Genomic DNA, 23,420 nt, shown 5'->3' with positions numbered 1-23,420 from the left:
GATCGTGGCGGCTGGATGGAATATGATTGATCCGCCGCTGTCAAAATTATCCGTGACTCCTGATGCAGCTTGAATCCATCCTGACCTGTCCGCGCTGCAACCATCAAGCCGATGAGCAAATGCCAACGGACGCCTGCCAGTTTTTCTATGTCTGTAAAGGCTGCGGCGAGAGGCTGAAACCGCTGGCGGGCGACTGCTGCGTGTTCTGCTCGTACGGCTCCGTGCCGTGTCCTGCCGTTTAGGAAAGCGGCAAAGGTGCCTGCTGCCGCTAACAAGCTCAGGACGTTTTTGCGTCAAACAGGTTGATCGCAATCTCAGGTTGGGCAAAGCTGCGTCCGCATGCATGACCGGACGCCACATACCATTCCCACCCTTCACCTCACCGACGCCGAGCGGATCGACCGGCTGCGCCTGATCCGCAGCGACAATGTCGGCCCGCGCACCTTCAACTCGCTCATCAGTCATTTTGGCAATGCGCGCGCGGCGCTGGAGCGACTGCCCGATCTGGCGCGGCGTGGCGGCGCTGCGCGTTCAGGGCGCATCTGCAGCGAGGAGGAGGCGCGGACCGAGATCGCTGCGGCCAACAAGATCGGCGTCTCGCTGGTGGCGCCGGGCGAAGCCGCCTACCCGCCGCGGCTGGCGACCCTCGACGATCCGCCGCCGCTACTCGGCGTGCGCGGTGCGCCCGACGCGCTGATGCGGCCGATGATCGCGATCGTCGGCTCGCGCAACGCTTCCGGCGCCGGATTGAAATTCGCCGGCCAGTTGGCGCGCGACCTCGGCGACGCTGGCTTCGTTGTCATCTCCGGGCTGGCGCGCGGCATCGATCAGGCCGCGCATCGCGCAACGATCGAAAGCGGCACGGTCGCGGCGCTGGCCGGCGGCCACGACCGGATCTATCCGCCGGAGCATCAAGATTTGCTGGCGATCTTGCTCAAACAAGGCGGAGCGATTTCCGAAATGCCGCTCGGCCACGTGCCACGCGCCCGCGACTTTCCACGCCGTAACCGCCTGATCTCCGGCGCCTCGCTCGGCGTCGTCGTGATCGAGGCCGCGCATAGGTCGGGATCGCTGATCACGGCGCGGATGGCCGCTGAACAGGGCCGCGAAGTGTTCGCAGTGCCCGGCTCGCCGCTCGATCCGCGCGCCGCCGGCACCAACGATCTGATCAAGCAGGGCGCGGCGCTGGTCACCGAAGCGAACGACGTCATCAACGCCATTCAGCCGATCCTCGAACGGCCGATCATGCTCGAGGCGCGCGAGGACGACGAGCCGCTCGACTTCAACACCGATCCAGGCGAACGCGAGCGCATCGTCGCACTGCTGGGACCGAGCCCGATCAGCCTTGACGATCTGATCCGGATGTCGGGCCTCTCGCCCACCATCGTCCGCACGGTGCTGCTCGAACTCGAACTCGCCGGACGGCTGGAGCGTCACGGCGGCGGGTTGGTGTCGCTGATCTAGAGAATGATGAGATCAGGTCCGGCCTGATGCTTCGTGAACCGCCCAAACAAAATATCGAAAACAACCCCATGCAAAGTAGCCGGCAACGGCCGGCGTAGCCATGCGATCGACTGAACCTAATTTCGTCAGACTCTAGTCCTTCGGATTGCGCGCATCGAAGCTGGTCCGCGCGCCCTGGATCTCCGGCAAGTGCTCGAACGCCCACTTGCCGAGCGCCTGCACCGGCTCTGCGAGTCCTCGGCCGAGATCGGTCAGCTCGTAATCGACGCGCGGCGGGATAGTCGGAAAGATGGTGCGCGTGACGAGGCCATCGCGCTCCAGTCCACGCAGCGTGAGCGTCAGCATCCGCTGTGAGATACCGCCGATCTTGCGCTTGAGCTCATTGAAGCGCTGCGGCCCATCGATCAGCATCATGATCACGAACACGCTCCATTTGTCGCCAACCCGCGCCAATACCGACGCTACGGCGCGGCAATTTTCCCCGTCGTGACTCCTGGGCGGTAAGGCAGGAACATTGATGTGCTCGGGTCTCATGGATGTGCTCGGGTGAAAGAAATGTGCGTTCTTGCGGGGTTATGTCACGGTCACTCATATAGCGCCAGTTACAAACCGATACCACAAGGGTGACCCCTACCATGAAACTCCTGCATCTCGATTCCAGCGTTCTCGGCCCCCACTCCGTCAGCCGCCAGGTTTCCGCCGCCATCGTCGACCGCCTGCGTCAATCCACCCCCGGCCTCGAAGTCAGCTACCGTGATCTCACGCTGACCCCGCTGGCGCATCTCACCGGCTCACACCTCGCTGCCGGTCAGGGAACGGCCGTCGAGGCTTCGCTGCAGGCGGACGTCGCCGCCGGCCAGGCCATGCTGGACGAATTTCTCGCCGCCGACATCGTCGTGATCGGCGCGCCCATGTACAATTTCACGATCCCGAGCCAGCTCAAAGCCTGGATCGACCGTATCCTGGTCGCGGGGAAGACCTTCAAATACGATGCCCAAGGTGTCCAGGGGCTGGCCGGCAACAAGCGCGTCATCGTCGCGATCTCGCGCGGTGGCTATTACGGCCCGGACACGCCGGCCGCGCTCGGTGAACATCTCGAAACCTATTTGCGCTGGGTATTCGGCTTCATCGGCATCAGGAATCCCGAATTCATTTCCGCCGATGGCATTCAGGTCGGCCCGGAGCATCGCGAAAAAGCCGTGGCCGGCGCGCTGAGGGCAGCGAGAGACTTGGCAGCCTAGGAGTTGGCAGCCTAGCTTGAGACGAGAGCGGTTGCCGCCGCCAGGCGCGACGGCAGCCGCTCAATCAGAAGACGCCGTTGATGCGGAGGATAACGACGACCAGCGAGATCAGCAGACCGACCCCGGAAAACAGGGCAACTGAAACAAGTTGAGCGGTATCCGAACTTTGCGACGCCGACGAGGAGATGCCAGCGGTTTTCGGCATGACGGCTCTCCGGTTCTTTGATTGGCAAGAACGCCTGCCTCAAAATGTCCTGCAGTTACACCCCGGGTTCAATGCGCGTTCTGGCTCAGCGCCAATCCGCCGCAGGGCGCCAGAGCCGGCCAGCGCGACGGTCACGCACTGTCAATTCCGGCCTTCATCTTTTCACGACAGCTTGCGTTTGCTGCGGGTGCGCAGCCGCTCTTCCGCCTCGAGCTGCGCCATGCCCAGCAAATGGCTGAGCACCTCGAGCCGATGGCGCTCCGCGAGCTTGACCAGTTCGGCAACGGTCTCCGCAATGAAGGCCACGGCCTCGTCGGGGCCGCCTTCCTCACCTCGTTCTTCGGTTGGCGATTCCGGTTTCTTGCCTGAAGCCTTCCGCTTCCGGCCGCCCGCAGCCTTGCTCAAAAAATTTGCATCCTAACGGCACAAAATATTGCCCAAAAATAACCCCTTTGGAGGCGCAACTCTAGGGCGCATTTCGCAACCCCTCAGATATAAGTGGACAGCGAAAGGTTCCCTGGCGGCATTTGCCGATTTGACAGGGGCCGCCTCACCACCCATGTTCGGGTCCAATCGGTGGGCCGCGAGTCTCGCGGAACCCGCCTTTATCTTTTCCCGTAAGCCATTGGAATGACATGAATATCGTCATCGTGGAGTCGCCGGCGAAAGCCAAGACGATCAATAAGTATTTGGGCGCCTCCTACGAGGTTCTGGCCTCGTTCGGCCATGTCCGCGACCTCCCCGCCAAGAACGGTTCCGTCGATCCGGACGCCAATTTTCAGATGATTTGGGAGGTCGATCCCAAGGCGGCCGGCCGGCTCAACGACATTGCCAAGGCCCTGAAGGGCGCCAGCCGGCTGATTCTCGCAACCGACCCTGATCGCGAGGGCGAAGCGATCTCCTGGCACGTGCTGGAGGTGATGAAGGAAAAACGCGCGCTGAAGGATCAGAAGATCGAGCGCGTGGTGTTCAACGCCATCACCAAGCAAGCGGTGACCGATGCCATGAAGGCGCCGCGCCAGATCGACGGTGCGCTGGTCGACGCCTATATGGCGCGTCGCGCGCTGGACTACCTGGTCGGCTTCACGCTCTCCCCCGTGCTCTGGCGCAAACTGCCGGGCGCGCGCTCGGCCGGCCGCGTGCAGTCGGTCGCGCTGCGGCTGGTCTGCGACCGCGAACTCGAAATCGAAAAATTCGTCCCGCGCGAATACTGGTCGCTGGTCGCGACCCTGACCACGCCGCGCGGCGACAGCTTTGAGGCGCGTCTCGTCGGCGCCGACGGCAAGAAGATCCAGCGGCTCGACATCGGCTCCGGCGCCGAAGCCGAAGATCTCAAGAAGGCCATTGAAGCGGCGAACTTCACGGTTTCGACCGTCGAAGCAAAACCCGCGCGCCGCAATCCGCAGGCCCCCTTCACCACCTCGACGCTGCAGCAGGAAGCCAGCCGCAAGCTCGGCTTTGCACCGGCGCACACCATGCGGATCGCGCAGCGCCTCTACGAAGGTATCGACATCGGCGGCGAGACCACCGGCCTCATCACCTATATGCGAACCGACGGCGTGCAGATCGACGGCTCCGCGATCACCCAAGCGCGCAAGGTGATCGGCGAGGATTACGGCAACGCCTATGTCCCCGACGCGCCGCGCCAGTACCAGACCAAGGCCAAGAACGCGCAGGAAGCGCACGAAGCGATCCGCCCGACCGATCTGTCGCGCCGGCCCGCCGAGATGCGCCGCCGCCTCGATCCCGATCAGGCCAAGCTTTATGAGCTGATCTGGATCCGCACCATTGCGAGCCAGATGGAATCGGCTGAACTCGAACGCACCACCGTGGATATCGCGGCGAAGGCCGGCTCGCGCGCGTTGGAGCTGCGCGCTTCGGGCCAGGTCATCAAGTTCGACGGTTTCCTCGCGCTCTACCAGGAAGGCCGCGACGACGAGGAAGACGAAGATTCACGCCGCCTCCCCGCCATGAGCGAAGGCGAAGCCCTGAAGCGGCAGGCGCTTGCCGTCACCCAGCATTTCACCGAGCCGCCGCCGCGCTTCTCCGAAGCCTCGCTGGTGAAGCGGATGGAAGAGCTCGGCATCGGCCGTCCCTCGACCTACGCCTCGATCCTGCAGGTCCTGAAAGACCGCGGTTACGTCAAGCTGGAGAAGAAGCGGCTGCATGGCGAGGACAAGGGCCGCGTCGTGGTCGCCTTCCTCGAAAACTTCTTCTCGCGCTATGTGGAGTATGACTTCACAGCCGCGCTGGAGGAACAACTCGACCGCATCTCGAACAACGAGATTTCCTGGCAGCAGGTGCTGCAGGATTTCTGGATTGGCTTCATCGGCGCGGTCAACGACATCAAGGATCTGCGCGTCGCCGAGGTGCTGGATGCGCTCGACGACATGCTGGGGCCGCACATCTACCCCGCCCGCGCCGATGGCGGCGACATCAGGCAGTGCCCGACCTGCGGTACCGGCCGGCTCAATCTGAAGGCCGGCAAGTTCGGCGCCTTCGTCGGCTGCTCGAACTATCCGGAATGCCGCTACACCCGTCCGCTGGCCGCCGACTCCGAGGCGAGCGCCGATCGCGTCCTCGGCAAGGACCCCGAAACCGACCTCGACGTGACGGTGAAGGCCGGCCGCTTCGGCCCCTACATCCAGCTCGGCGAGCAGAAGGATTACGAAGAGGGCGAAAAGCCCAAGCGCGCCGGCATTCCCAAGAACATGTCGCCAGGCGACATGGAGCTGGAACTGGCGCTCAAACTGCTGTCGCTGCCGCGCGAGATCGGCAAGCATCCGGAAACCGGCGAGCCGATCACTGCCGGCATCGGCCGCTTCGGCCCGTTTGTGCGTCACGAGAAGACCTATGCGAGCCTGGAGGCCGGCGACGAGGTGTTCGACATCGGCCTCAACCGCGCGGTGACGCTGATCGCGGAAAAGATCGCAAAAGGCCCGAGCGGCCGCCGCTTCGGCGCCGATCCCGGCAAGCCGCTCGGCGAGCATCCGAGCCTTGGCGGTGTCGCCGTCAAGAACGGTCGCTACGGCGCCTATGTCACCGCAGGCGGTGTCAACGCCACGATCCCGAGCGACAAGACGCCGGATACGATCACGCTGGCCGAAGCCATCGCGCTGATCGACGAACGCGCCGCCAAGGGCGGCGGCAAGCCAAAGCGCGGCGCCAAGAAGTCCGCGCCGAAGAAGGCCGCCGCCAAGACTGCCAGCAAGACTGCCGATCCCGATGCGCCGAAGCCCGCCAAGAAGGCGCCGGCGAAGAAGCCGGCCGCGAAGCCGAAATCGGAGGCCGTGAGCAAGGCGCGCGCGCCGGTCGCCTCCGCCGCCAAGACATCGGCGGCAAAGCCCACTGCACCCAAGACGCCCGCGAAAAAGCGCGCGGGCAAGGCGCGAGGATAAGTGAAGAGAAAACACGACCATGGCTTTCCGGCCCGGGACGCCATCGTCGCCTTTATTCGTGCCCATCCGGGCAAGATCGGCACCCGCGAGATCGCCCGCGAGTTCGGCCTGAAGAATGCCGACCGCGCCGAACTGAAACGTATCCTGCGCGAGCTCGCCGACGAAGGTGCCATCGCCAAACGGGGCCGGAAGATTCACGAGACGGCCCTCCTGCCCCCGACCGTGATCGCCGACATCACCGGACGCGACACCGACGGCGAACTGCTCGCCACTCCCACCGAATGGGACACAGAACAGAGCGGCCCCGCGCCGAAGATCCGCATCCACGTCCCGCGCCGTCTGCAACCCGGCACGGCAGCCGGCGTCGGCGACCGGGCCCTGCTGCGGATCGAGAAGGCTGATGATAGCGAAGGCGCCCCCTATCGCGGGCGCGTCATCAAGATCATCGATCAGGCCCGCGCGCGTGTGCTCGGCATCTTCCGCAAACTGCCTGGCGGCGGCGGCCTGCTCGTTCCCGTCGACAAGAAGCAGGCCGGGCGCGAATTGAACATCGCGCCATCGGACACCGCGGGCGCCGAGGATGGCGACCTCATTAGCGTCGATCTGGTGCGCTCGCGCGGCTATGGCCTCGCCTCCGGCAAAGTGAAGGAGCGGCTCGGCTCGTTGTCGAGCGAAAAGGCGATCAGCCTGATCGCGATCCACGCCCACGAAATCCCGCAAGCGTTTTCGCCATCCGCCTTGCGCGAAGCCGAGGCCGCGCAGCCTGCTGACTTGAAAGGCCGCGAGGACTGGCGCGATTTGCCGCTGGTGACCATCGATCCGCCTGATGCGAAGGACCATGACGACGCGGTGCACGCCGCGCCCGATTCCGATCCGAACAACAGGGGCGGCTATGTGGTCCATGTCGCGATTGCCGACGTCGCCTTCTACGTGCGGCCCGGGCTCGGCGCTAGACCGCGAAGCGGTGACGCGCGGCAACTCGGTGTATTTTCCGGACCGCGTGGTGCCGATGCTGCCGGAGCGCATCTCCAACGATCTCTGCTCGCTGGTGCCGGGCGAAGCGCGCGGCGCGCTCGCGGTGCGGCTCGTCATCGGCCCCGACGGCCGCAAACGCTCGCACAGCTTTCATCGCGTGCTGATGCGGTCGGCCGCGAAGCTGCACTACGCGCAGGCGCAGGCGGCGATCGACGGGCGGCCCGACGATATCACCGGCCCGCTGCTGGAGCCGATCCTGACGCCGCTCTACGCCGCCTACGCGCTGGTGAAGCTCGCGCGCGACGAACGCGATCCGCTCGATCTCGATCTGCCCGAGCGAAAAATCCTGCTCAAGCCCGACGGAACGGTCGATCGCGTCATCGTGCCGGAGCGTCTCGATGCGCACCGTTTGATCGAGGAATTCATGATCCTCGCCAACGTCGCCGCGGCCGAAATGCTTGAAAAGAAGGCGTTGCCGCTTATCTATCGGGTGCATGACGAACCGACCTTGGAGAAGGTTCATAATCTCCAGGAATTCCTGAAAACGCTCGACCTGTCGTTTGCGAAGACCGGCGCGCTACGACCTTCGCTGTTCAACCGGGTGCTGGGCCAGGTCCGCGGCGAGGATTACGAGCCGCTGGTCAACGAGGTGGTGCTGCGCTCGCAGGCGCAGGCGGAATACTCGGCGGAGAATTACGGCCATTTCGGCCTCAACCTGCGCCGCTACGCCCATTTCACCTCGCCGATCAGGCGATACGCTGATCTGATCGTGCATCGCGCGCTGATCCGCGCGCTTGGTCTCGGTGAAGGCGCGTTGCCGGAGATCGAGACGCTGGAGACACTGGGCGAGATCGCGGCGCAGATCTCGCTGACCGAGCGCCGCGCGATGAAGGCGGAGCGCGAAACCGCCGACCGGCTGATCGCGCATTTCCTCGCCGACCGTATAGGCGCAACGTTTCAGGGCCGTATCTCCGGCGTGACCCGCGCCGGGCTGTTCGTGAAGTTATCGGATACCGGCGCCGACGGGCTGATCCCGATCCGCACGCTCGGCACCGAGTACTACAATTATGACGAGACGCGTCACGCGCTCGTCGGCTCACGCAGCGGTGCCATGCACCGGTTGGGTGACGTTGTCGACGTGCGTCTGGTAGAAGCCGCACCGGTAGCCGGCGCGTTGCGGTTCGAGCTGTTGTCGGAAGGCCAAGTGGAAGGCAAGGTTATTCCGCGCGGCAGAAAACGCGACGGCTCGAAAGCGTCGGCAAAGCCGTCGAAATCGCATCCGGGCCGCAGCCCGCGCGACAAGGTTCGCAAGCCTCACAAGGGCAAGTCGGGCAAAGCCAGGCCCGGCAAATCGAAGAAAGGCAAGTCATGGAAACGGTGAACGCCGCGACGACATGGACCCGGGACACCGCGCAGGCCGAGAAGCGCGACCTCTGGACCGCTATGAAGCGTGGCTTCCGTTGCCGCTGTCCGCGTTGCGGCGAAGGCAAGATGTTTCGCGCTTTCCTGAAGACTGCCGATAATTGCTCGAAGTGCGGGCTCGATTTTACCCCGCACCGCGCCGACGATCTGCCGGCCTACCTCGTGATCGTCATCGTCGGCCACATCGTGGTGCCGGCGGCGCTGTGGATCGAAACCAACTACTCGCCCGCGGTGTGGCTGCAACTGGCGATGTATCTGCCGGCGACGCTCGTCTCCTCGCTCGTGCTGCTGCAGCCGATCAAGGGCGCGGTGGTCGGCATTCAATGGGCGCTGCGCATGCACGGCTTTGATGAAAATGCCCCTAGCGACATCCCGCCGGTCTAGCTAGACCGTAGTGACAAGAAGCACCAAAGACGGGGATGGAATGAACGACGCCGCGACCGCCGTAAAGGAAGAAAAGGAAGCCGATCATCATCCCTATTTCCGGCCCAAGGATGCAGCGACGCTGATCCTGATCGACCGCTCCGGCGACAAACCGAAAGTTTTGGTCGGCAAGCGCCACGACAAGGTGGTGTTCATGCCGGGCAAATATGTTTTTCCCGGCGGCCGCGTCGACAAGTCGGATAACCGCATTCCGGTGGCCGCGCCGATTTCCTCAGAGCTCGAAGCCAATCTGCTCAAAGGCAGTCCGAAGATCGCACCATCGCGGGCGCGCGCGCTGGCGGTTGCCGCGATCCGCGAGGCCTGCGAGGAAACCGGCCTCTGCCTCGGATGCAAGGTCGACAAACCCGTGAAACTCGACGGCGCCTGGAAGCCGTTTGCGGAAGCAGGCCTGCTGCCCGATCCGTCCGGCCTGTTCCTGATCGCGCGCGCGATCACTCCGCCTGGCCGCGTCCGCCGTTTTGATACGCGCTTCTTCACGGCCGACGCGTCAGCCATCGCCCACCGGGTCGAAGGCGTGATCCACGCCGATGCCGAACTGGTTGAACTGGTATGGGTCGAGATCGGCTCGCAGCCGCTCGCCGACGCGCACGCCATGACCAAGAACGTGCTCGCCGAACTCGACCGCCGCCTTGCGACCGGCCCGCTGCGCCACGACGCGCCGGTGCCGTTCTTTCATTTCTACGGCGGCAAGATGCAGAAGGACGTATTGGGGGCGTAGAGTCCCCCGCTCTCTCCCCGTCGTTGCGAGGAGCGTTAGCGACGAAGCAATCCATCTCGACGCTTGCGGTGCTATGGATTGCTTCGCTTCGCTCGCAATGACGGTATTGGCGGCACGCCGAATATCCTCTTCCAGTCCCTCAAATTGCAAAATTCTTCTCAGCGTGGCCCATTGGCGCCGCCCTAATCGCCTCCCTATCTCTTTTCCAACAATAACAGCTACGGAAACGGGGCAATGGCACAGCGGCAACTCAAGCTCGGCGCGTTCATGCGGCCGGTCTCCATCCACACCGGCGCATGGCGCTATCCCGGCGCCTGGCCCGATGCCAATTTCAATTTCTCGCGCATCAAACAACTGATCCAGAAGCTCGAAGCCGGCAAGTTCGACGCGTTCTTCATGGCCGACCATCTGGCCGTGCTGAACATGCCGATCAATGCGCTCAAACGCAGTCACACGGTCACTTCGTTCGAGCCGTTCACGCTGTTGTCGGCGCTATCAGCCGTGACGGAACATATCGGCCTGATCGCGACGGGATCGACGACCTTCGACGAGCCCTATCACGTGGCCCGGCGCTTCGCCTCGCTCGATCACATCTCAGGCGGACGCGCGGGCTGGAATATCGTCACCACCTCCAATCCGGATGCTGCGCTCAATTTCGGGCTCGACGATCACATGGAGCACGCCGAGCGCTACAAGCGGGCGCGCGAGTTCTACGACGTGGTGACGGGTCTGTGGGATTCCTTTGCCGATGACGCCTTCACACGCGACGTCGAACAAGGCCTCTATTTCGATCCCGCCAAAATGCACGTGCTAAATCACAAGGGCAAGCATCTGTCCGTGCGCGGCCCGCTCAACATCGCCCGCCCCGTGCAGGGCTGGCCGCTAATCGTGCAGGCCGGCGCGTCCGAGGACGGCAAGCAGCTCGCGGCGGAAACCGCGGAAGCCGTATTCACCGGCGGCGGCAGCCTTGCCGACGGACAGAAGCTTTATGCCGACATCAAGGGCCGCATGGAGAAGATCGGCCGCAACCCCGAGCACCTGAAGATCCTGCCCGGCGCCTTCGTCCTGGTCGGCGACAGTGTCGAGGAAGCCAAGGAGAAAAGGGCCAAGCTCGACAGCATGGTGCATTACGACAGCGCCATCGCCTCACTCTCGGTGCAGCTCGGCACCGATGCCTCCGGCTTCGATCCCGACGGCCAGTTGCCGCCGATTCCCGAAACCAACGCCAGCAAGAGCGGCCGCCAGCGCCTCGTCGATGCCGCTGCGCGCGACAAGCTGACGGTGCGCCAGCTCGCCCAGCGCGTCGGCGGCTATGGCGGACTGTCCTTTGTCGGCACGCCGCAAACCATCGCCGACCAGATGGAGGAATGGCTGATGAGCCGCGGCAGCGACGGCTTTAACATCATGTTCCCGTTTCTCCCGGCCGGACTGGACGATTTCGTCGACAAGGTGGTGTCGGAACTGCAGCGGCGCGGGATTTTCCGGAAAGAGTATGAGGGCAAGACGCTGCGGGAGAATTTGGGGCTGCCGAGGCCGAAAAACCGGTTCTTTGAGGGTTAACGCGCGCATTCCGCAAAAGTGGGCACCGGTTTTGCGATCAGAATACGCGCGAAACATGGATTCGACCTCGAATCAGGCCGGTTTTTGCCCCGAAAACCTTGACTTTGGGCGATCAGAAGCTAGGTTGCGCGGCAAATGCAGGCCGGTTTGGCCGGCGCCTGACACCCCCATTTTTGAGGTTCTGAACATGGCCAAAGCGGTCACCATCAAGGTCAAGCTCGTTTCCTCGGCGGATACCGGCTTCTATTACGTCGCCAAGAAGAATTCGCGCACCATGACCGACAAGCTGGTCAAGAAGAAGTACGACCCGGTCGCGCGCAAGCACGTCGAATTCCGCGAAGCGAAGATCAAGTAAGCGAGCCAATCGCTGACGGTTTTGAACGGGGCCTTGCGGCCCCGTTTTTGATTCCTGACTATCCGTGCCCCGGACGCGGTGCAGCGCTTCTTCAGCGGTACACCGCAGAGCCGGAACCTACGGTAGCCGCGGATGGACCCCGGATCAGCAGCGCACCACGCTGCAAGTGCGGCGCTGTGCAGCATCCTGGGAACGCTCCCCGACTACGCCGTCTGCATCTGCGGCGGTCCGCTCGGCCGGATCAGTGCGAACGCGACCTGGACAATGCCGCCGGCCAGGCCAAGCGCGACGCCGATCCGCCACGCCATGGTGTAGGAGCCGAGCGCGTCATACAGCACCCCGCCGCCGAACGCGCCGAGGAAGCTGCCGACCTGGTGGCTCATGAAGGCGAGCCCCTGGATCATCGCCTGCCATTTCAGGCCGAACATTTCCGCCACCGCGCCCGCGACCAGCGGGCCGACGCCCATCCACAGGAAGCCCATGATGGCGCCGAACAGCAGCGTAGTTGCCGGCGTCGGCGGCAGCGTGAAATACCAGGCGAGCGCGATCGAGCGGAAGATGTAGATGCCGCCGAGCAGCGCCAGCTTGTTCCAGCGCTGGCCGGCCCAGCCGAAGAAAATGCTGCCGAGCACGTTGAAGCCGCCGATCATGCCAAGCGTCTGCGCACTCAGCATCGGGTCCATGCCACAGATCGCCAGATACGACGGCAGGTGCGTGGTGAGAAAGACGAGCTGCATGCCGCAGACGAAATAGGCGCCGGTCATCACCACGAAAGACGCGTTGGCGAACGCCATCTTCGTTGCGGCGGTGGCCGAAGTGTCGCCGATCTCGTCTTCTGTCGGCTTGGGCAACGGGATCTTGTCCACCCTGCCCGCGTACCAGGCCGCGGGAATCATCAGGAGCGACAGCACCACGAAGCCGACCAGCCCGATCCGCCAGCCGTAATCTTCATTGAGCATCTGCCCGATCGGCGCCGACAATAGCGCGCCGAGGGAGCCGGCGCCCGACACCAGGCCGAGCACGGTGGAACGCACCGACGCAGGAACGGCGCGCGCCGCAACCGACATCGCAATCGCCGCCGCGGTGCATGCCAGCGACGTGCCGATCAACACACCGCCGCCGATCATGACGGCGAGAACGCCGTTCGCTCCCGCCATCAAGGCTAGGCCGGCGACATAGAGCAGCGCGCCGACCACCATGATGGCGCGAAAGCCGTAGCGCACGGTCAACGCCCCGGCGAGCGGCTGCAAAAATCCCCAAGCGAGGTTTTGCACCGCGATTGCCAGCGTGAAGTCGGAAATCGATATTTTGATATCCTGCGTCAGCGGCTGCATGAAAATGCCGAGCGACTGCCGCAACCCCATGCTCAGCGTCAGCATGATGGATGCGCCGATCAGGATGGGCAGCGTCGGACGCAGGATTTGCAGCAGGGCCATTGTTTTTATTCTCCCTAAGGGGCGCGATTCGAACGCCGCGTCCTGCAATTGGCATCTGAAATAGGTACACAGACCTGTGTACCTGGGCTATAAGGGGCGCTGCTGTCAAGCAAACGGTGACCCACGCATTCGCATGGCTACCCTGCCCGCCAAACCGGTGATGAAGGAACGGATTCTGGAAACCGCGGATAGGCTGTTCTATCTGCAGGGAATTCGCGCGGTCGGCGTCGACACCATCGCGGCCGAAATCGGCATCAGCAAGCGCACGCTCTACAATCATTTCCCGTCGAAGGATGCGCTGATTTCGGCCTATCTGGCCCGGCGCTTCGTGGCGCCGCGGCCTTCCGACAAGTCGCCGATCGAGCAAATTCTCGGCACTTTCGATTCGCTGGAGCGGCGCTTTTCGGCAAAAGATTTTCGCGGCTGTCCCTTCGTCAACGCGGTGGCCGAACTCGGCGAGGATCGGTCGGTCCGAAAGGTTGCGGTCGAGTTCAAGGAAAGCCGCCGCCTCTGGTTTCGCGACCTGCTGGTGCAACTCGGCATCCGCCAAGCGGATGCGCTGGCGACGCAGCTCGCTCTGCTCGTCGACGGCTCGATCGCGCAGGATCTCGTCCGCAACGATCCCGCGATGGCGCGCGCGGCAAAGGAAGCCGCAACGGTGCTGCTCAGGAATGCGGGGGTGAAGGTGGGTGGGGCTGCAGCCACGCACAAACGCACGGCGAAGAAACAGCAGTCAAAGTAGGCCTCTTGAGGCTCTCTCCACCGTCGTCCCTGCGAACGCACTAGGGTTTCTACACGTCTGGCGCGACAGATTGACTCGGTGCGTCATGATGTTATCCCGCTTTGCGGTTTGTATGATTCTGTTTCTGACGCTTTGATTCGAAGGAGCGTCGGAGATGCAGCGAGAGCCGGATTTATCACTTGGCGAGTTTGGCGACGTTCGCCTCGATAAAAGGGGGCGGCGTTTGTTCAGGCTATGCTTTGCACGCGCAGCGTCTGCTTGCGCCAGATGGCGCAGGGTGACTGGGCCGCGTACATGGCGTACTGGCGGTTCGTGAACAATCCGCAAGTCACGACCGATCAACTGATTGAAGGCTGGAGCAGGCAGACGGCGACCGTGGTCAGCGGGCGTCATGTGCTGGCGATCCAGGACACCAGCGAGGTCAAGTTTCAAACGCGGCAGGGACGTCGGCGTAGACTGGGCAAAGTCGGCAAAGGCAATGCCCGCGGCGTGTTGCTGCATGCCATGATGGCGGTCGATGCCGACAGCGGGGCCTGCCTCGGCCTCACCGGCGGCAAGGTGTGGACGCGCAGGGGCACGGTTAAGACCCCTCACGACGAGCGTGAGTTGGCCAACAAGGAATCGGCGCGCTGGGTGACGACGGCCGAGCAGGGCTGCGAGGTTTTGGCTGCAGCGCGCATGATCACTGTCATCAATGACCGTGAGGGGGAGTTCTTTGCGCACTGGGCGTTGACGCCCGGCGACAACGTCCACCTGCTGACGCGGGCCATGCATGATCATGCGCTGGCCGACGGCAGAACACTTTATCAAGCGGTGGAGCGAGCCCGCTTCTGCAACAAGGCGGTGATCGATCTGCCGCAGCGGATGGATCGTCGCGGTCGCCAAGCCCACCTCTCGCTGCGCTTCGGAACCATCGTGCTCAAGCGGCCGGCGCGCCCCGGCGTGAAGGACCTGCCGGAGCGTGTCGAAGTCAGCTTCGTGGAAGTCGTCGAGTTGCACCCCCCGAAGGGGGCTGAGCCCGTTCATTGGCTGCTCTTGACCACTCATTCGATCGCCAATGCGGCCGATGCCTGGCGGATCGTCTCCTGGTACAAGCAGCGCTGGATCATCGAACAGTTGTTTCGCTCGCTGAAGAACCAGGGTCTGCGTATCGAGGACAGTCAGCTCGAAAGCGCCGAAGCCCTGATCAAGCTCGTGGCGATCGCCACTAAAGCAGCATGTATCGTCATTCAGCTCGTTCAGGCCCGCAATGGTGGTGGACAATTGCCGGTCAAATGCGCCTTCACGCCAGAAGAAATCGAAACACTTGCCGCCATCAACAGAACCATGAAAGGCAGGACCGAGCTTCAGAAGAACCCGCATCACCCCTACACTCTTCAGTGGGCGGCATGGATCATCGCCAAGCTCGGCGGATGGACCGGCTACGCCTCGCATCGGCCACCCGGACCAATCACCTTCCACAACGGAATGGCTCGCTTCCAAATCATCGTCGCTGGCAGAGCCCTCGAAAATGCGTAGAAACCCTAGTGCGAACGCAGGGACCCATACGCCGTGGCTTTTCAATGGGCCGATGTGGTAGTCACCTTTGCTACAAGCAGCATCGGTGGTTATGGGTCCCTGCGTTCGCAGGGACGACGCCAGAGAAAGCGGCGATAAGGGAGCGACAATGGAAGACCTGAAAGTGACCGCAAACGGTTACGACTTCAAACCAGCACGCGCGGCCATGCAGCGCTATATCGACAACAACCTCCTGTCAGGCATTTCCTGGGCGGTCATGGTCGGGCGCGACCTCGTCGACGCGAATTGCGTCGGCTGGGCCGACAAGGAAGCGCAGACGCCGCTCCGCACCGATCACATCTTCCGCGTCTTCTCCAACACCAAACTGATCACCTCCTGCGCCGTGCTCTTGCTGTTCGAGGAAGGTAAACTCAGGCTCGACGACGCAATCGAAAAATTCATTCCGCAGCTCGGAAATCGCCAAGTACTGCGGCACGGCGCCAGCTCGCTGGATGACATCGAACCTGCGAAGAGCTCGATCACCATCCGTCAGTTGCTCAGCCACAGCTCCGGCCTGAGCTACGGCTTCTTCGATCCCGGCACCGCCATCTACCAGGCGCTTAACGAGCGCGGCGTCCACAATCCGATGACAACGCTGGCCGACATGGTGGACGTGCTGGCCGGCCTGCCGCTGATCTATCAGCCCGGCACGTCGTGGGAATATTCGCTGGCCACCGACGTGCTGGGGCGGCTGGTCGAAGTCATCAGCGGCCAGAGTTTCGACAAGTTCATCCAGGCGCGCATTCTCGACCCGCTCGGCATGGTCGATACCGGCTTCGTCGTGCCGGAAAAGGATCAGGGCCGGCTCGTCGCCTATTACGCCGGTGCGGACCTGATGGAGCCGATGAAGGCGGGATTGACCCGAACCGACAACTCGCCCTTCCCCGGCGCTTATCTGCGCCCGATCGCAAGACTGAGCGGCGGCGGCGGCCTGGTTTCAACCCTGCCCGACATGGTCGCGCTGATCCGAAGCCTGCTGCCCGGCGGGCCGACCCTGCTCAAGCCCGAAACGATTGCGCTGATGCTGACCAACCAATTGCCCGAGGGTCAGTGGATCCGCTTTGCGTTGATGGGAGAGCAGCCCGGCAAGGCGTTTAGCTTGGCCGGCGGATTGATCCTGAAGCCCTCAGCGTTCGATCACCCGGATGCCGCAGGTGAACTCTATTGGGGCGGCGTCGCCGGCACCCAATGGTGGATCTCGCCGAAGCTCAACATGGCCGGCGTGATGATGGCGCAGCGCCAGATGTCGTTCGTCCATCCGTTCTCGTTCGAGTTCAAGCGGCTGGCGTATGAGGCGGTGAAGCAAGGCCGCGAAGAAATGCGGGCGTCCGCGTAAGCATCCACACAACGGCTGTCGTCACCCGCGAAGGCGGGTGATCCAGTATTCCAGAGACGCTGGTTGTTGAGCGGAGAAGCCGCGGCGTACTGGATACCCCGCCTGCGCGGGGTATGACGACCGGTGGAGCAACTGAGCGCCATGGCCTACGCCGCCGCCGATACCACCCGGTTCCGTCCGTCGTGCTTGGCGCGATAGAGCGCGGTGTCGGCGCGCTTGAGCACGTCGGCGACCGGCTCGCCCTTGTGGTCCAGCGTCGCCAGGCCGATCGAGATCGTGACGTCGATCCGCTTGGTGCCCTTGTTGACGGCAAAGGTTTCGCTGGCGATCGAGCGGCGCAGGCGCTCGGCAACCATGCCGGCGACGGTCAGGTCGGTTTCCGGCATCACGATGACGAATTCCTCGCCGCCATAGCGGCAGGCGAGATCGATGCCGCGGATCGACTTGCGGATGCGCACGGCGAACTCGCGCAACACGTCGTCGCCGGCGTCGTGGCCATAGGTGTCGTTGATGGATTTGAAGAAGTCGATGTCGAGGATCATCAGAGCGAGCGGCTTGCCGCGGCTCGAGGCCTGTTCGACGAGCGTCGAGAGATGGCTTTCCATGTAGCGGCGGTTGTGCAGCCCGGTCAGCGCGTCGGTGATCGCCATTTCGATCGAGTTCTGCACGTTGTCGCGCAGGTGGTCGGTATAGCGTCGCTTGCGGATTTGGGTGCGCGCCCGCGCCAGCAGTTCGTTCTTGTCGACGGGACGCAGGAGATAATCGTTGACGCCGATTTCGAGCCCACGCAGCAGTCGCGCATTGTTGTCGGCGTCGGAGATGGCGAGAATGGGCAACTGTCGGGTGCGCTCCAGCGAGCGCGCCTGGCTGCACAGCCGCAGGCCGTCGTAATTCTCCAGGCTGAGAGAGACGATCAGCAAATCGTAATTGCCGTCAGCGGCGTGAAACAGCGCTTCCGCCGGATTGATTTCGACGTCGACGGTGTGCTCGGCGGCAAGGATCGGCGCCAGCCGCTCGTAGGACGACGGCCGGTCGTCGACAAGCAGGATCCGCCCGCCGACGCCCTTGTCGGCAATCGCGCTGCGCTCGGGCGCTTCCATGCCGATCTCGAGCGAGGTGATGGCGCGCATGCGCAGCTCATCGGTCATCATCTTCAGCCGCGTCAGTGACCGAACGCGCGCGATCAGAACGATGTCGGATACCGGCTTGGTGAGAAAATCGTCGGCCCCGGCTTCCAGCCCGCGGACGCGATCGGACGGGCTGTCAAGCGCGGTGACGATCACGACGGGAATGAAATGGGTGGCGGGGTTGGATTTCAGCCGGCGACAGACCTCGAACCCGTCCATGTCCGGCATCATGACGTCGAGCAGGATGATGTCGCATTCGGAGCGCGAACAGAGGTCGAGCGCCTCGGCGCCGTTGGAAGCGGTCAGCACGTCGAAATATTCGGCCGACAGCCGGGCTTCCAGCAGCTTGACGTTCGCGGGAACGTCATCGACGACAAGGATACGCGCAGACATCGAAACTCACCCCTACCCGATAAAACGCCGTACGGTTTCAATAAACTTGCCGACGGAAATTGGTTTGGACAGATACGCCTCGCAGCCGCCTTCGCGGATGCGCTCCTCGTCGCCCTTCATCGCAAACGCGGTGACGGCAACCACCGGAATGGCGCGCAACTCCGGATCGTCCTTGATCCAGCGTGTCACTTCGAGGCCCGACACCTGCGGAAGCTGGATATCCATCAGGATCAGATCAGGGCGCAGCTTGCGGACGAGATCGAGCGCCTCAAAACCATTGCTGGTGCCAGAGGTTTGATAGCCATGCGCTTCCAACAGATCGCGAAAGAGCTTCATATTGAGCTCGTTGTCCTCCACGATCAGGACGGTTTTCGCCATCCCGTCCCTCCCTCATCCCAGGAAACAAGTCCGGCCTTTCGGCACGTCTTGCACCGACGCCGCCCCCTGTCGAAAACTGAATTCAAACTAGCGCCAGATTCGCTCTAAGCCGTTAAATCGATGCGCCAACTTTTACGAAGCGGTCCGATTGTTGAACACACTCCGCAGACTCGGGCATGATGGTTCCCAAATTAGAGACCATAAGTTAACGGAAAGGCAAACGATCTATTGAAAAAGCCTGTTCACAACCCTCGCGAAGTGGCTGAAATCGTTGCGGTTCAGGCGCTGAGTTTCATCGCCGGCGATCCCGAGCGGCTCGGCCTGTTCCTGGCTGAAACCGGCATCGGTCCGGAGACGCTGCGCACGGCCGCTACCGACCCGCAATTTCTGGCTTCGGTGCTGGACTTTGTGATGCGGGACGACGCAACGGTGAAGGCATTTGCGAGCGCCTCGCAACTGCACCCGACCAATATCGCCGCCGCGCGCCAGGTGCTCGGCGATCCGCATTGGGAGCGCGACGTGCCGTGAGCGCGCAGGCGCCAGCCCTGGACGGTCCGCGCGCGTTTTGCCGGGATTGCCTCGGCGACCTCGATATCAAGGCAAGGCGATGCAATGAATGCGGTTCCCCGCGCCTGGTCCGCCACCACGCCCTGCCCTCGCTGACGCTGGCACATATCGATTGCGACGCGTTCTACGCCACGGTCGAGAAGCGCGACAATCCGGAACTTGCCGACAAGCCCGTGATCATCGGCGGCGGCAAGCGCGGCGTGGTGTCGGCTGCCTGTTATGTCGCGCGAACCTATGGCGTGCGCTCGGCGATGCCGATGTTCAAGGCGCTGGCGCTCTGCCCCCAGGCGGCCGTGATCCCGCCAAACATGGCCAAATATGTCCGCGTCGGCCGCGAGGTCCGGCATGCCATGCAGACGCTGACGCCGCTGGTGGAACCGCTCTCGATCGACGAGGCGTTTCTCGATCTTTCCGGCACGCAGCGTGTTCACGGCATGATCCCCGCAAAAGTGCTGGCGCGCTTTGCCCGCGAGGTCGAGCGCGACATCGGCATCACGGTTTCCGTCGGCCTGTCCTGCAACAAGTTCCTGGCCAAGATCGCCTCCGATCTCGACAAGCCGCGCGGCTTTGCCGCCCTCGACCAGATTGAGGCCCGCGAGATGCTCGCCGACAAGCCGGTCGGCTTCATCTACGGCGTCGGTCCCGCGACCCAGGAAAAGCTGCTGCAGCGGGGGTTTCGCATCATTGCGGACCTGCAGCGCGCCGACGAGGTCGAGCTGATGAAGCAGTTCGGCGGCGAAGGCCGCCGGCTGTGGCGGCTGGCGCGCGGCATCGACGACCGCAGCGTGGTCCCCGACCGCGGCGCCAAGACGATATCGAGCGAAACCACCTTCGAAAACGACATCCGCGATTTCGCCACGCTGGAACGGTTGTTGTGGCGGCTGTCGGAAAAGGTGTCGTCCCGACTGAAGAACGGCAATCTTGCAGGCCTCACCATCACGCTGAAGCTGAAGACCGCCGATTTCAGGCAGCGCACCCGCTCGCAATCGATTCAAGCGCCGACCCAGCTCGCCGCGAAGATCTTTGCGGTGTCGCGCGAAATGCTGGCCAAGGAGATCGACGGCACCGCCTTCCGCCTGATGGGCACAGGCGTCAGCGCGCTGCGCGAGGGATCGCGGGCCGATGACATCGACATGCTCGACCGCCGCTCGGCCCACGCCGAGCGCGCGATGGATGACTTGCGCAAGAAGTTCGGCAATGCCGCCGTGATCCGAGGCATTGCGTATCAGGGACCGGCGAAGGAGGAGGACGAGGAGGAAGAGTAGACCGCTCTCTCCCCGTCATTGCGAGGAGCAAAGCGACGAAGCAATCCATCTAGCCGTTATGCCGCGCCATGGATTGCTTCGCGGAGCCTGTCATCGGGCGCGCATTCGCGAGACCCGTTGGCTCGCAATGACGACCTCAATCGACGACGGCCACTGCCTCAATCTCGATCAACCATTCAGGGGCCGCGAGCGCCGTTACACCGACGAGCGTGCTCGCCGGCGGCTCCATGCCTTCAAAGAAGACCGAGCGCGCCTTGCCGATGATCGGACGGAGCTCCGGTTTATAGCCGACGACGAAGGTGGTGATCTTCACGATGTCAGCGTAACTCGCACCGGCCGCTTTCAGCGCCAGCCCAATATTCTGCATCACTTGGGTCGTCTGCGCGGCCAGGTCACCCTCGCCGACCACCCGCCCCTCCTCGTCGGTGGACACCTGGCCCGCGATGTAGATCGTGCGCGCGCCCGAAGCGACGACGACGTGGGAGTAGGCCGGATTGTGGTGAAGTCCGCTTGGCCGAAGTTTTTCGAGCTTGCTCATGTTTGCGCCTCCCTGACGTGCATGGTTCGTCCGAAGCGTATCCGGGTCGGGTGCTCTCGACCAGACTCGTTATCGCAGGATGCGCAGCACGCGTCCCAAGGCCTGCCCCGAGGACGAGCCCCCTTAATTGCAGGGCTTGGAATCCCTGACGCCGAATTTGCCCACCCTCAAAGCAAGATACTCAACTATGCGGTCTTGAACCGGCAAGGAATGATCAGATTTCTATTAGGTCTCCAACTTGCAGGGAGCCCCACAGGCCCGGATGCGTTCCACGAAACCCTACGCGGAAGGAACGGAACATGGCCATCTTAAAACGGGAGTTGCATCGGCTGGTCAAAGGCCCGGAAACCACCGAGCTGGATCTTTGGAACCTGGTCTTCGACACCGACACCAAGCGCTTGTACGTCGAACATGAGTGGACCTACATGGATCCGCGTATTCGCGGGGCGGCGGACTATAGAACGGACGTAATGGATATCGCGGAGTATCTGTCGCAAGGCGGTCAAACCGCGGGCCACCGTGAACTCTGGCGGTTGCTGCGAGCGATCTTCAAGGAACAGTTCGAACCTGAGGAGTATGACCGCCAAGCGGCACTTTCGGAGCAGCCCCCTGCTCAGGAAGTCGAGCAGAAGTCGCCAAGTCCCTGACGCAGATCGTGATGAGAGCCTCGCCGTCGTCACCCGCGCGGCGTCTTTCCGAGCGCGCAACAGGCCCATCCTCATGGCATGACGGCAAACGCCAGCCCTCGGCTTCAGAAGACGGTCGACTTGTGCAGCGGCTGTCAGAGCATCTTGCCGACGACCTTGGTCATGTCCTCCACCGAGAAGGCTCGCAACGACTCGGTGCGAACATTGCCCAAGGCGCCGAGGCTCAAGCTAAGCGTCATGGCGGAAAATTCATCCGGCGCATCGAGGATCGTCACAATGTCGTAGCGTCCCTGCGTCCAGAACAGCTCCTTTACCGTAATTCCGAATGTCTCGGCCATTTTCTTGAAAGCCTCTGCCCGTTTCGGCGAGTCCTTTGCGCTCCGGACTCCCTGATCGGTGAAGTTGGCGAGCACGACGTAAGTTACCATCCTGGCTCTCCCTGATTGTCGGGCTTAACCGAACCTCCTGGTCGCCTCTTCGCGGCCATCCATAGATCAGCGCTCGTGGATGCCCTGCGCACGGCTGTCTCACGAAAACTGCTCAAGGTCCGCTTTGAGCGCTACCAGGAAGCGAGCGGCTTCGCCGCCTGTCACGACGCGATGGTCGAAGGTAAGCGACAACGGCAGCACGCGCCTCACCGCCGGCTGACCTCGATAGGCGACCACCCCTTGGGTAATCCGGCCGGCGCCTATGATCGCCACTTGCGGCGGTACGACGATCAGGCTGGCGAAGCGGCCTCCGATCATTCCGAAATTCGACAGCGTAATCGTGGCGCCGCGCAACTCTCCCGGAGGTATCGAGCGCGCGACGGCGTCCGCCCGCATCCGGTCAAGCCCGGTTCGCAGGTCAGATACGTCCCGCTCGGCGACATTGCGCAACACAGGAACGATAAGACCACCCCCGGTATCGACGGCGATGCCGAGATCGATACGGTCGATCAGACGCCGTTCACCGGCGTCGGAATTGTACCAGGCATTGAGCGAAGGCTCCGTCTTGCAGGCGACAGCGATCGCGCGCACCAGTCGGATCGTCACGTCCTCGCCGGTTCGCCAATCGTCGATATCGGCCTCGTCGGTGACGCCGGCCGGAACGATCTCGGCATGAGCCGCTGTCATGCGCTGAGCCATCGCGCGCCGCAAACCGCGCAAGGGTTCGGCAGGTCCGGTATGGGACAAGCCCTTGGCAGCCCGTTCCACATCCGCGCGCGTGATGGTGCCGCCGGGTCCTGTGGCTTCGATCAGATCGAGGTCGACGTCGAGCTTGCGGGCGAGCGCGCGCACCGCGGGAAACACTTGCGCTTTCACCTGGGCTTTCTGTCCAGCCGCTGGCCCGGAAGGTGCCGCTGCCGCCGGCGGCGGCTCGCCAGCGCCAAGTTCGCCGACGATGGTGCCGGTGTCTTGCTCGGGGCCTTCGGCAAACTCGACAAGCGGTGCGCCGACCTTCACCACGTCTCCCTTGGCGCCAAACAGGTGCAGGATGCGTCCGCTCGACGGTGACGGCACCTCGACGACGGCTTTGTCGGTCTCGACCGAAACCAGTGGCTGATCGGTAACGACGTGATCGCCTTCGTTGACATACCAGTTCATGATCTCCGCCTCTTCGAGGCCCTCTCCCAGATCCGGCAATACGAACTGGCGCATGGGATAAACCCG

Annotated in this window: 23 protein-coding genes and 1 pseudogene; 15 read left to right on the top strand and 9 right to left on the bottom strand. The window is 63.2% G+C overall.

The window, feature by feature from the left end; genetic code table 11:
* Window positions 1-62 precede the first annotated feature (62 nt).
* A complete protein-coding gene (locus V1277_RS28925) occupies window positions 63-242 on the top strand; it encodes a GDCCVxC domain-containing (seleno)protein (protein ID WP_334419219.1) in 180 nt (59 codons plus the stop codon).
* A 97-nt stretch (window positions 243-339) separates the two neighbouring features.
* On the top strand, window positions 340-1,464 hold the full coding sequence (gene dprA / locus V1277_RS28920) for a DNA-processing protein DprA (RefSeq protein ID WP_334419218.1): 1,125 nt from the start codon (window positions 340-342) through the stop codon (window positions 1,462-1,464).
* Window positions 1,465-1,596: 132 nt separating this feature from the next.
* Here dprA and V1277_RS28915 read toward each other — a convergent pair whose 3' ends face one another.
* Window positions 1,597-1,998 carry a winged helix-turn-helix transcriptional regulator gene (locus V1277_RS28915; RefSeq protein WP_334419217.1) on the bottom strand — a complete coding sequence of 134 codons (402 nt, stop codon included), beginning with the start codon at window positions 1,996-1,998 and terminating at the stop codon, window positions 1,597-1,599.
* 101 nt (window positions 1,999-2,099) lie between these two features.
* On the opposite strand from V1277_RS28915, the gene V1277_RS28910 reads away from it, so the two are divergent.
* Window positions 2,100-2,705, top strand: a complete 606-nt coding sequence (locus V1277_RS28910) for an FMN-dependent NADH-azoreductase (protein ID WP_334419216.1) — start codon at window positions 2,100-2,102, stop codon at window positions 2,703-2,705.
* A gap of 64 nt (window positions 2,706-2,769) precedes the next feature.
* Here the strand turns inward: V1277_RS28910 and V1277_RS28905 are convergent, their stop codons facing one another.
* The gene (locus V1277_RS28905; protein WP_176721964.1) at window positions 2,770-2,910 is read right to left on the bottom strand and encodes a hypothetical protein; all 141 of its coding nucleotides are present in this window, start codon (window positions 2,908-2,910) and stop codon (window positions 2,770-2,772) included.
* A gap of 162 nt (window positions 2,911-3,072) precedes the next feature.
* Entirely contained in the window at window positions 3,073-3,315 is a 243-nt protein-coding gene (locus tag V1277_RS28900) for a hypothetical protein (protein WP_057845678.1), read from the bottom strand.
* A 230-nt stretch (window positions 3,316-3,545) separates the two neighbouring features.
* Between V1277_RS28900 and topA the strand changes: the two genes are divergently transcribed.
* The 6 genes and pseudogenes from topA (at window position 3,546) to rpmG (ending at window position 11,782) form a co-directional block, all read left to right on the top strand.
* A complete protein-coding gene (gene topA, locus V1277_RS28895) occupies window positions 3,546-6,308 on the top strand; it encodes a type I DNA topoisomerase (protein ID WP_334419215.1) in 2,763 nt (920 codons plus the stop codon).
* A pseudogene (rnr, locus tag V1277_RS28890) lies at window positions 6,309-8,664 on the top strand (ribonuclease R).
* Entirely contained in the window at window positions 8,652-9,089 is a 438-nt protein-coding gene (locus tag V1277_RS28885; RefSeq protein ID WP_334419214.1) for a DUF983 domain-containing protein, read from the top strand. Before rnr ends, V1277_RS28885 begins: the two are co-directional and overlap by 13 nt.
* 40 nt (window positions 9,090-9,129) lie before the next feature.
* Window positions 9,130-9,867, top strand: a complete 738-nt coding sequence (locus V1277_RS28880) for an NUDIX hydrolase (protein WP_334419213.1) — start codon at window positions 9,130-9,132, stop codon at window positions 9,865-9,867.
* Between the two features lie 234 nt (window positions 9,868-10,101).
* On the top strand, window positions 10,102-11,427 hold the full coding sequence (locus V1277_RS28875; RefSeq protein ID WP_334419212.1) for an LLM class flavin-dependent oxidoreductase: 1,326 nt from the start codon (window positions 10,102-10,104) through the stop codon (window positions 11,425-11,427).
* Between the two features lie 187 nt (window positions 11,428-11,614).
* Window positions 11,615-11,782, top strand: coding sequence for a 50S ribosomal protein L33 (gene rpmG / locus V1277_RS28870; protein WP_007603295.1), 168 nt, complete (start codon window positions 11,615-11,617; stop codon window positions 11,780-11,782).
* Window positions 11,783-11,985: 203 nt separating this feature from the next.
* Here rpmG and V1277_RS28865 read toward each other — a convergent pair whose 3' ends face one another.
* Window positions 11,986-13,218 (bottom strand): MFS transporter, encoded by a 1,233-nt coding sequence (locus tag V1277_RS28865; RefSeq protein WP_334374903.1) that lies wholly within the window; start codon window positions 13,216-13,218, stop codon window positions 11,986-11,988.
* Between the two features lie 133 nt (window positions 13,219-13,351).
* Between V1277_RS28865 and V1277_RS28860 the strand changes: the two genes are divergently transcribed.
* The 3 genes from V1277_RS28860 to V1277_RS28850 all read left to right on the top strand — a co-directional run bounded on the left by V1277_RS28860 (window position 13,352) and on the right by V1277_RS28850 (window position 16,853).
* Complete coding sequence (locus tag V1277_RS28860) at window positions 13,352-13,960, top strand: TetR/AcrR family transcriptional regulator (protein WP_442894532.1); 609 nt, start codon at window positions 13,352-13,354, stop codon at window positions 13,958-13,960.
* Window positions 13,961-14,194: 234 nt separating this feature from the next.
* On the top strand, window positions 14,195-15,478 hold the full coding sequence (locus V1277_RS28855; protein WP_334414870.1) for an IS4 family transposase: 1,284 nt from the start codon (window positions 14,195-14,197) through the stop codon (window positions 15,476-15,478).
* Between the two features lie 148 nt (window positions 15,479-15,626).
* Window positions 15,627-16,853 carry a serine hydrolase domain-containing protein gene (locus V1277_RS28850; protein WP_334419211.1) on the top strand — a complete coding sequence of 409 codons (1,227 nt, stop codon included), beginning with the start codon at window positions 15,627-15,629 and terminating at the stop codon, window positions 16,851-16,853.
* A 146-nt stretch (window positions 16,854-16,999) separates the two neighbouring features.
* Here V1277_RS28850 and V1277_RS28845 read toward each other — a convergent pair whose 3' ends face one another.
* Both V1277_RS28845 and V1277_RS28840 read right to left on the bottom strand, forming a co-directional pair.
* Entirely contained in the window at window positions 17,000-18,373 is a 1,374-nt protein-coding gene (locus V1277_RS28845) for a PleD family two-component system response regulator (protein ID WP_334374901.1), read from the bottom strand.
* 12 nt (window positions 18,374-18,385) lie between these two features.
* Window positions 18,386-18,751, bottom strand: coding sequence for a response regulator (locus V1277_RS28840; RefSeq protein WP_027538546.1), 366 nt, complete (start codon window positions 18,749-18,751; stop codon window positions 18,386-18,388).
* 228 nt (window positions 18,752-18,979) lie between these two features.
* On the opposite strand from V1277_RS28840, the gene V1277_RS28835 reads away from it, so the two are divergent.
* Window positions 18,980-19,279, top strand: a complete 300-nt coding sequence (locus V1277_RS28835; RefSeq protein WP_334363175.1) for a DUF3572 domain-containing protein — start codon at window positions 18,980-18,982, stop codon at window positions 19,277-19,279.
* The gene (locus V1277_RS28830; protein ID WP_442894531.1) at window positions 19,258-20,583 is read left to right on the top strand and encodes a DNA polymerase IV; all 1,326 of its coding nucleotides are present in this window, start codon (window positions 19,258-19,260) and stop codon (window positions 20,581-20,583) included. Before V1277_RS28835 ends, V1277_RS28830 begins: the two co-directional genes overlap by 22 nt.
* Window positions 20,584-20,719: 136 nt before the next feature.
* On the opposite strand, the gene V1277_RS28825 is transcribed toward V1277_RS28830, so the two are convergent.
* On the bottom strand, window positions 20,720-21,121 hold the full coding sequence (locus tag V1277_RS28825) for a RidA family protein (protein WP_334419209.1): 402 nt from the start codon (window positions 21,119-21,121) through the stop codon (window positions 20,720-20,722).
* A gap of 299 nt (window positions 21,122-21,420) precedes the next feature.
* Here V1277_RS28825 and V1277_RS28820 point away from each other — a divergent pair, with 299 nt between their 5' ends.
* A complete protein-coding gene (locus V1277_RS28820) occupies window positions 21,421-21,768 on the top strand; it encodes a hypothetical protein (protein WP_334374897.1) in 348 nt (115 codons plus the stop codon).
* A 134-nt stretch (window positions 21,769-21,902) separates the two neighbouring features.
* On the opposite strand, the gene V1277_RS28815 is transcribed toward V1277_RS28820, so the two are convergent.
* On the bottom strand, window positions 21,903-22,196 hold the full coding sequence (locus tag V1277_RS28815; protein ID WP_334419208.1) for a GYD domain-containing protein: 294 nt from the start codon (window positions 22,194-22,196) through the stop codon (window positions 21,903-21,905).
* Window positions 22,197-22,295: 99 nt separating this feature from the next.
* The gene (locus V1277_RS28810) at window positions 22,296-23,408 is read right to left on the bottom strand and encodes a dihydrolipoamide acetyltransferase family protein (RefSeq protein WP_334419207.1); all 1,113 of its coding nucleotides are present in this window, start codon (window positions 23,406-23,408) and stop codon (window positions 22,296-22,298) included.
* Window positions 23,409-23,420 lie beyond the last annotated feature (12 nt).

The sequence above is a fragment of the Bradyrhizobium sp. AZCC 1588 genome (assembly GCF_036924735.1).
In the GTDB taxonomy this organism is placed as follows: domain Bacteria; phylum Pseudomonadota; class Alphaproteobacteria; order Rhizobiales; family Xanthobacteraceae; genus Bradyrhizobium.
Note: the sequence above shows the minus strand (reverse complement) of the source record. Positions and strands in the feature narration are given on the sequence as shown.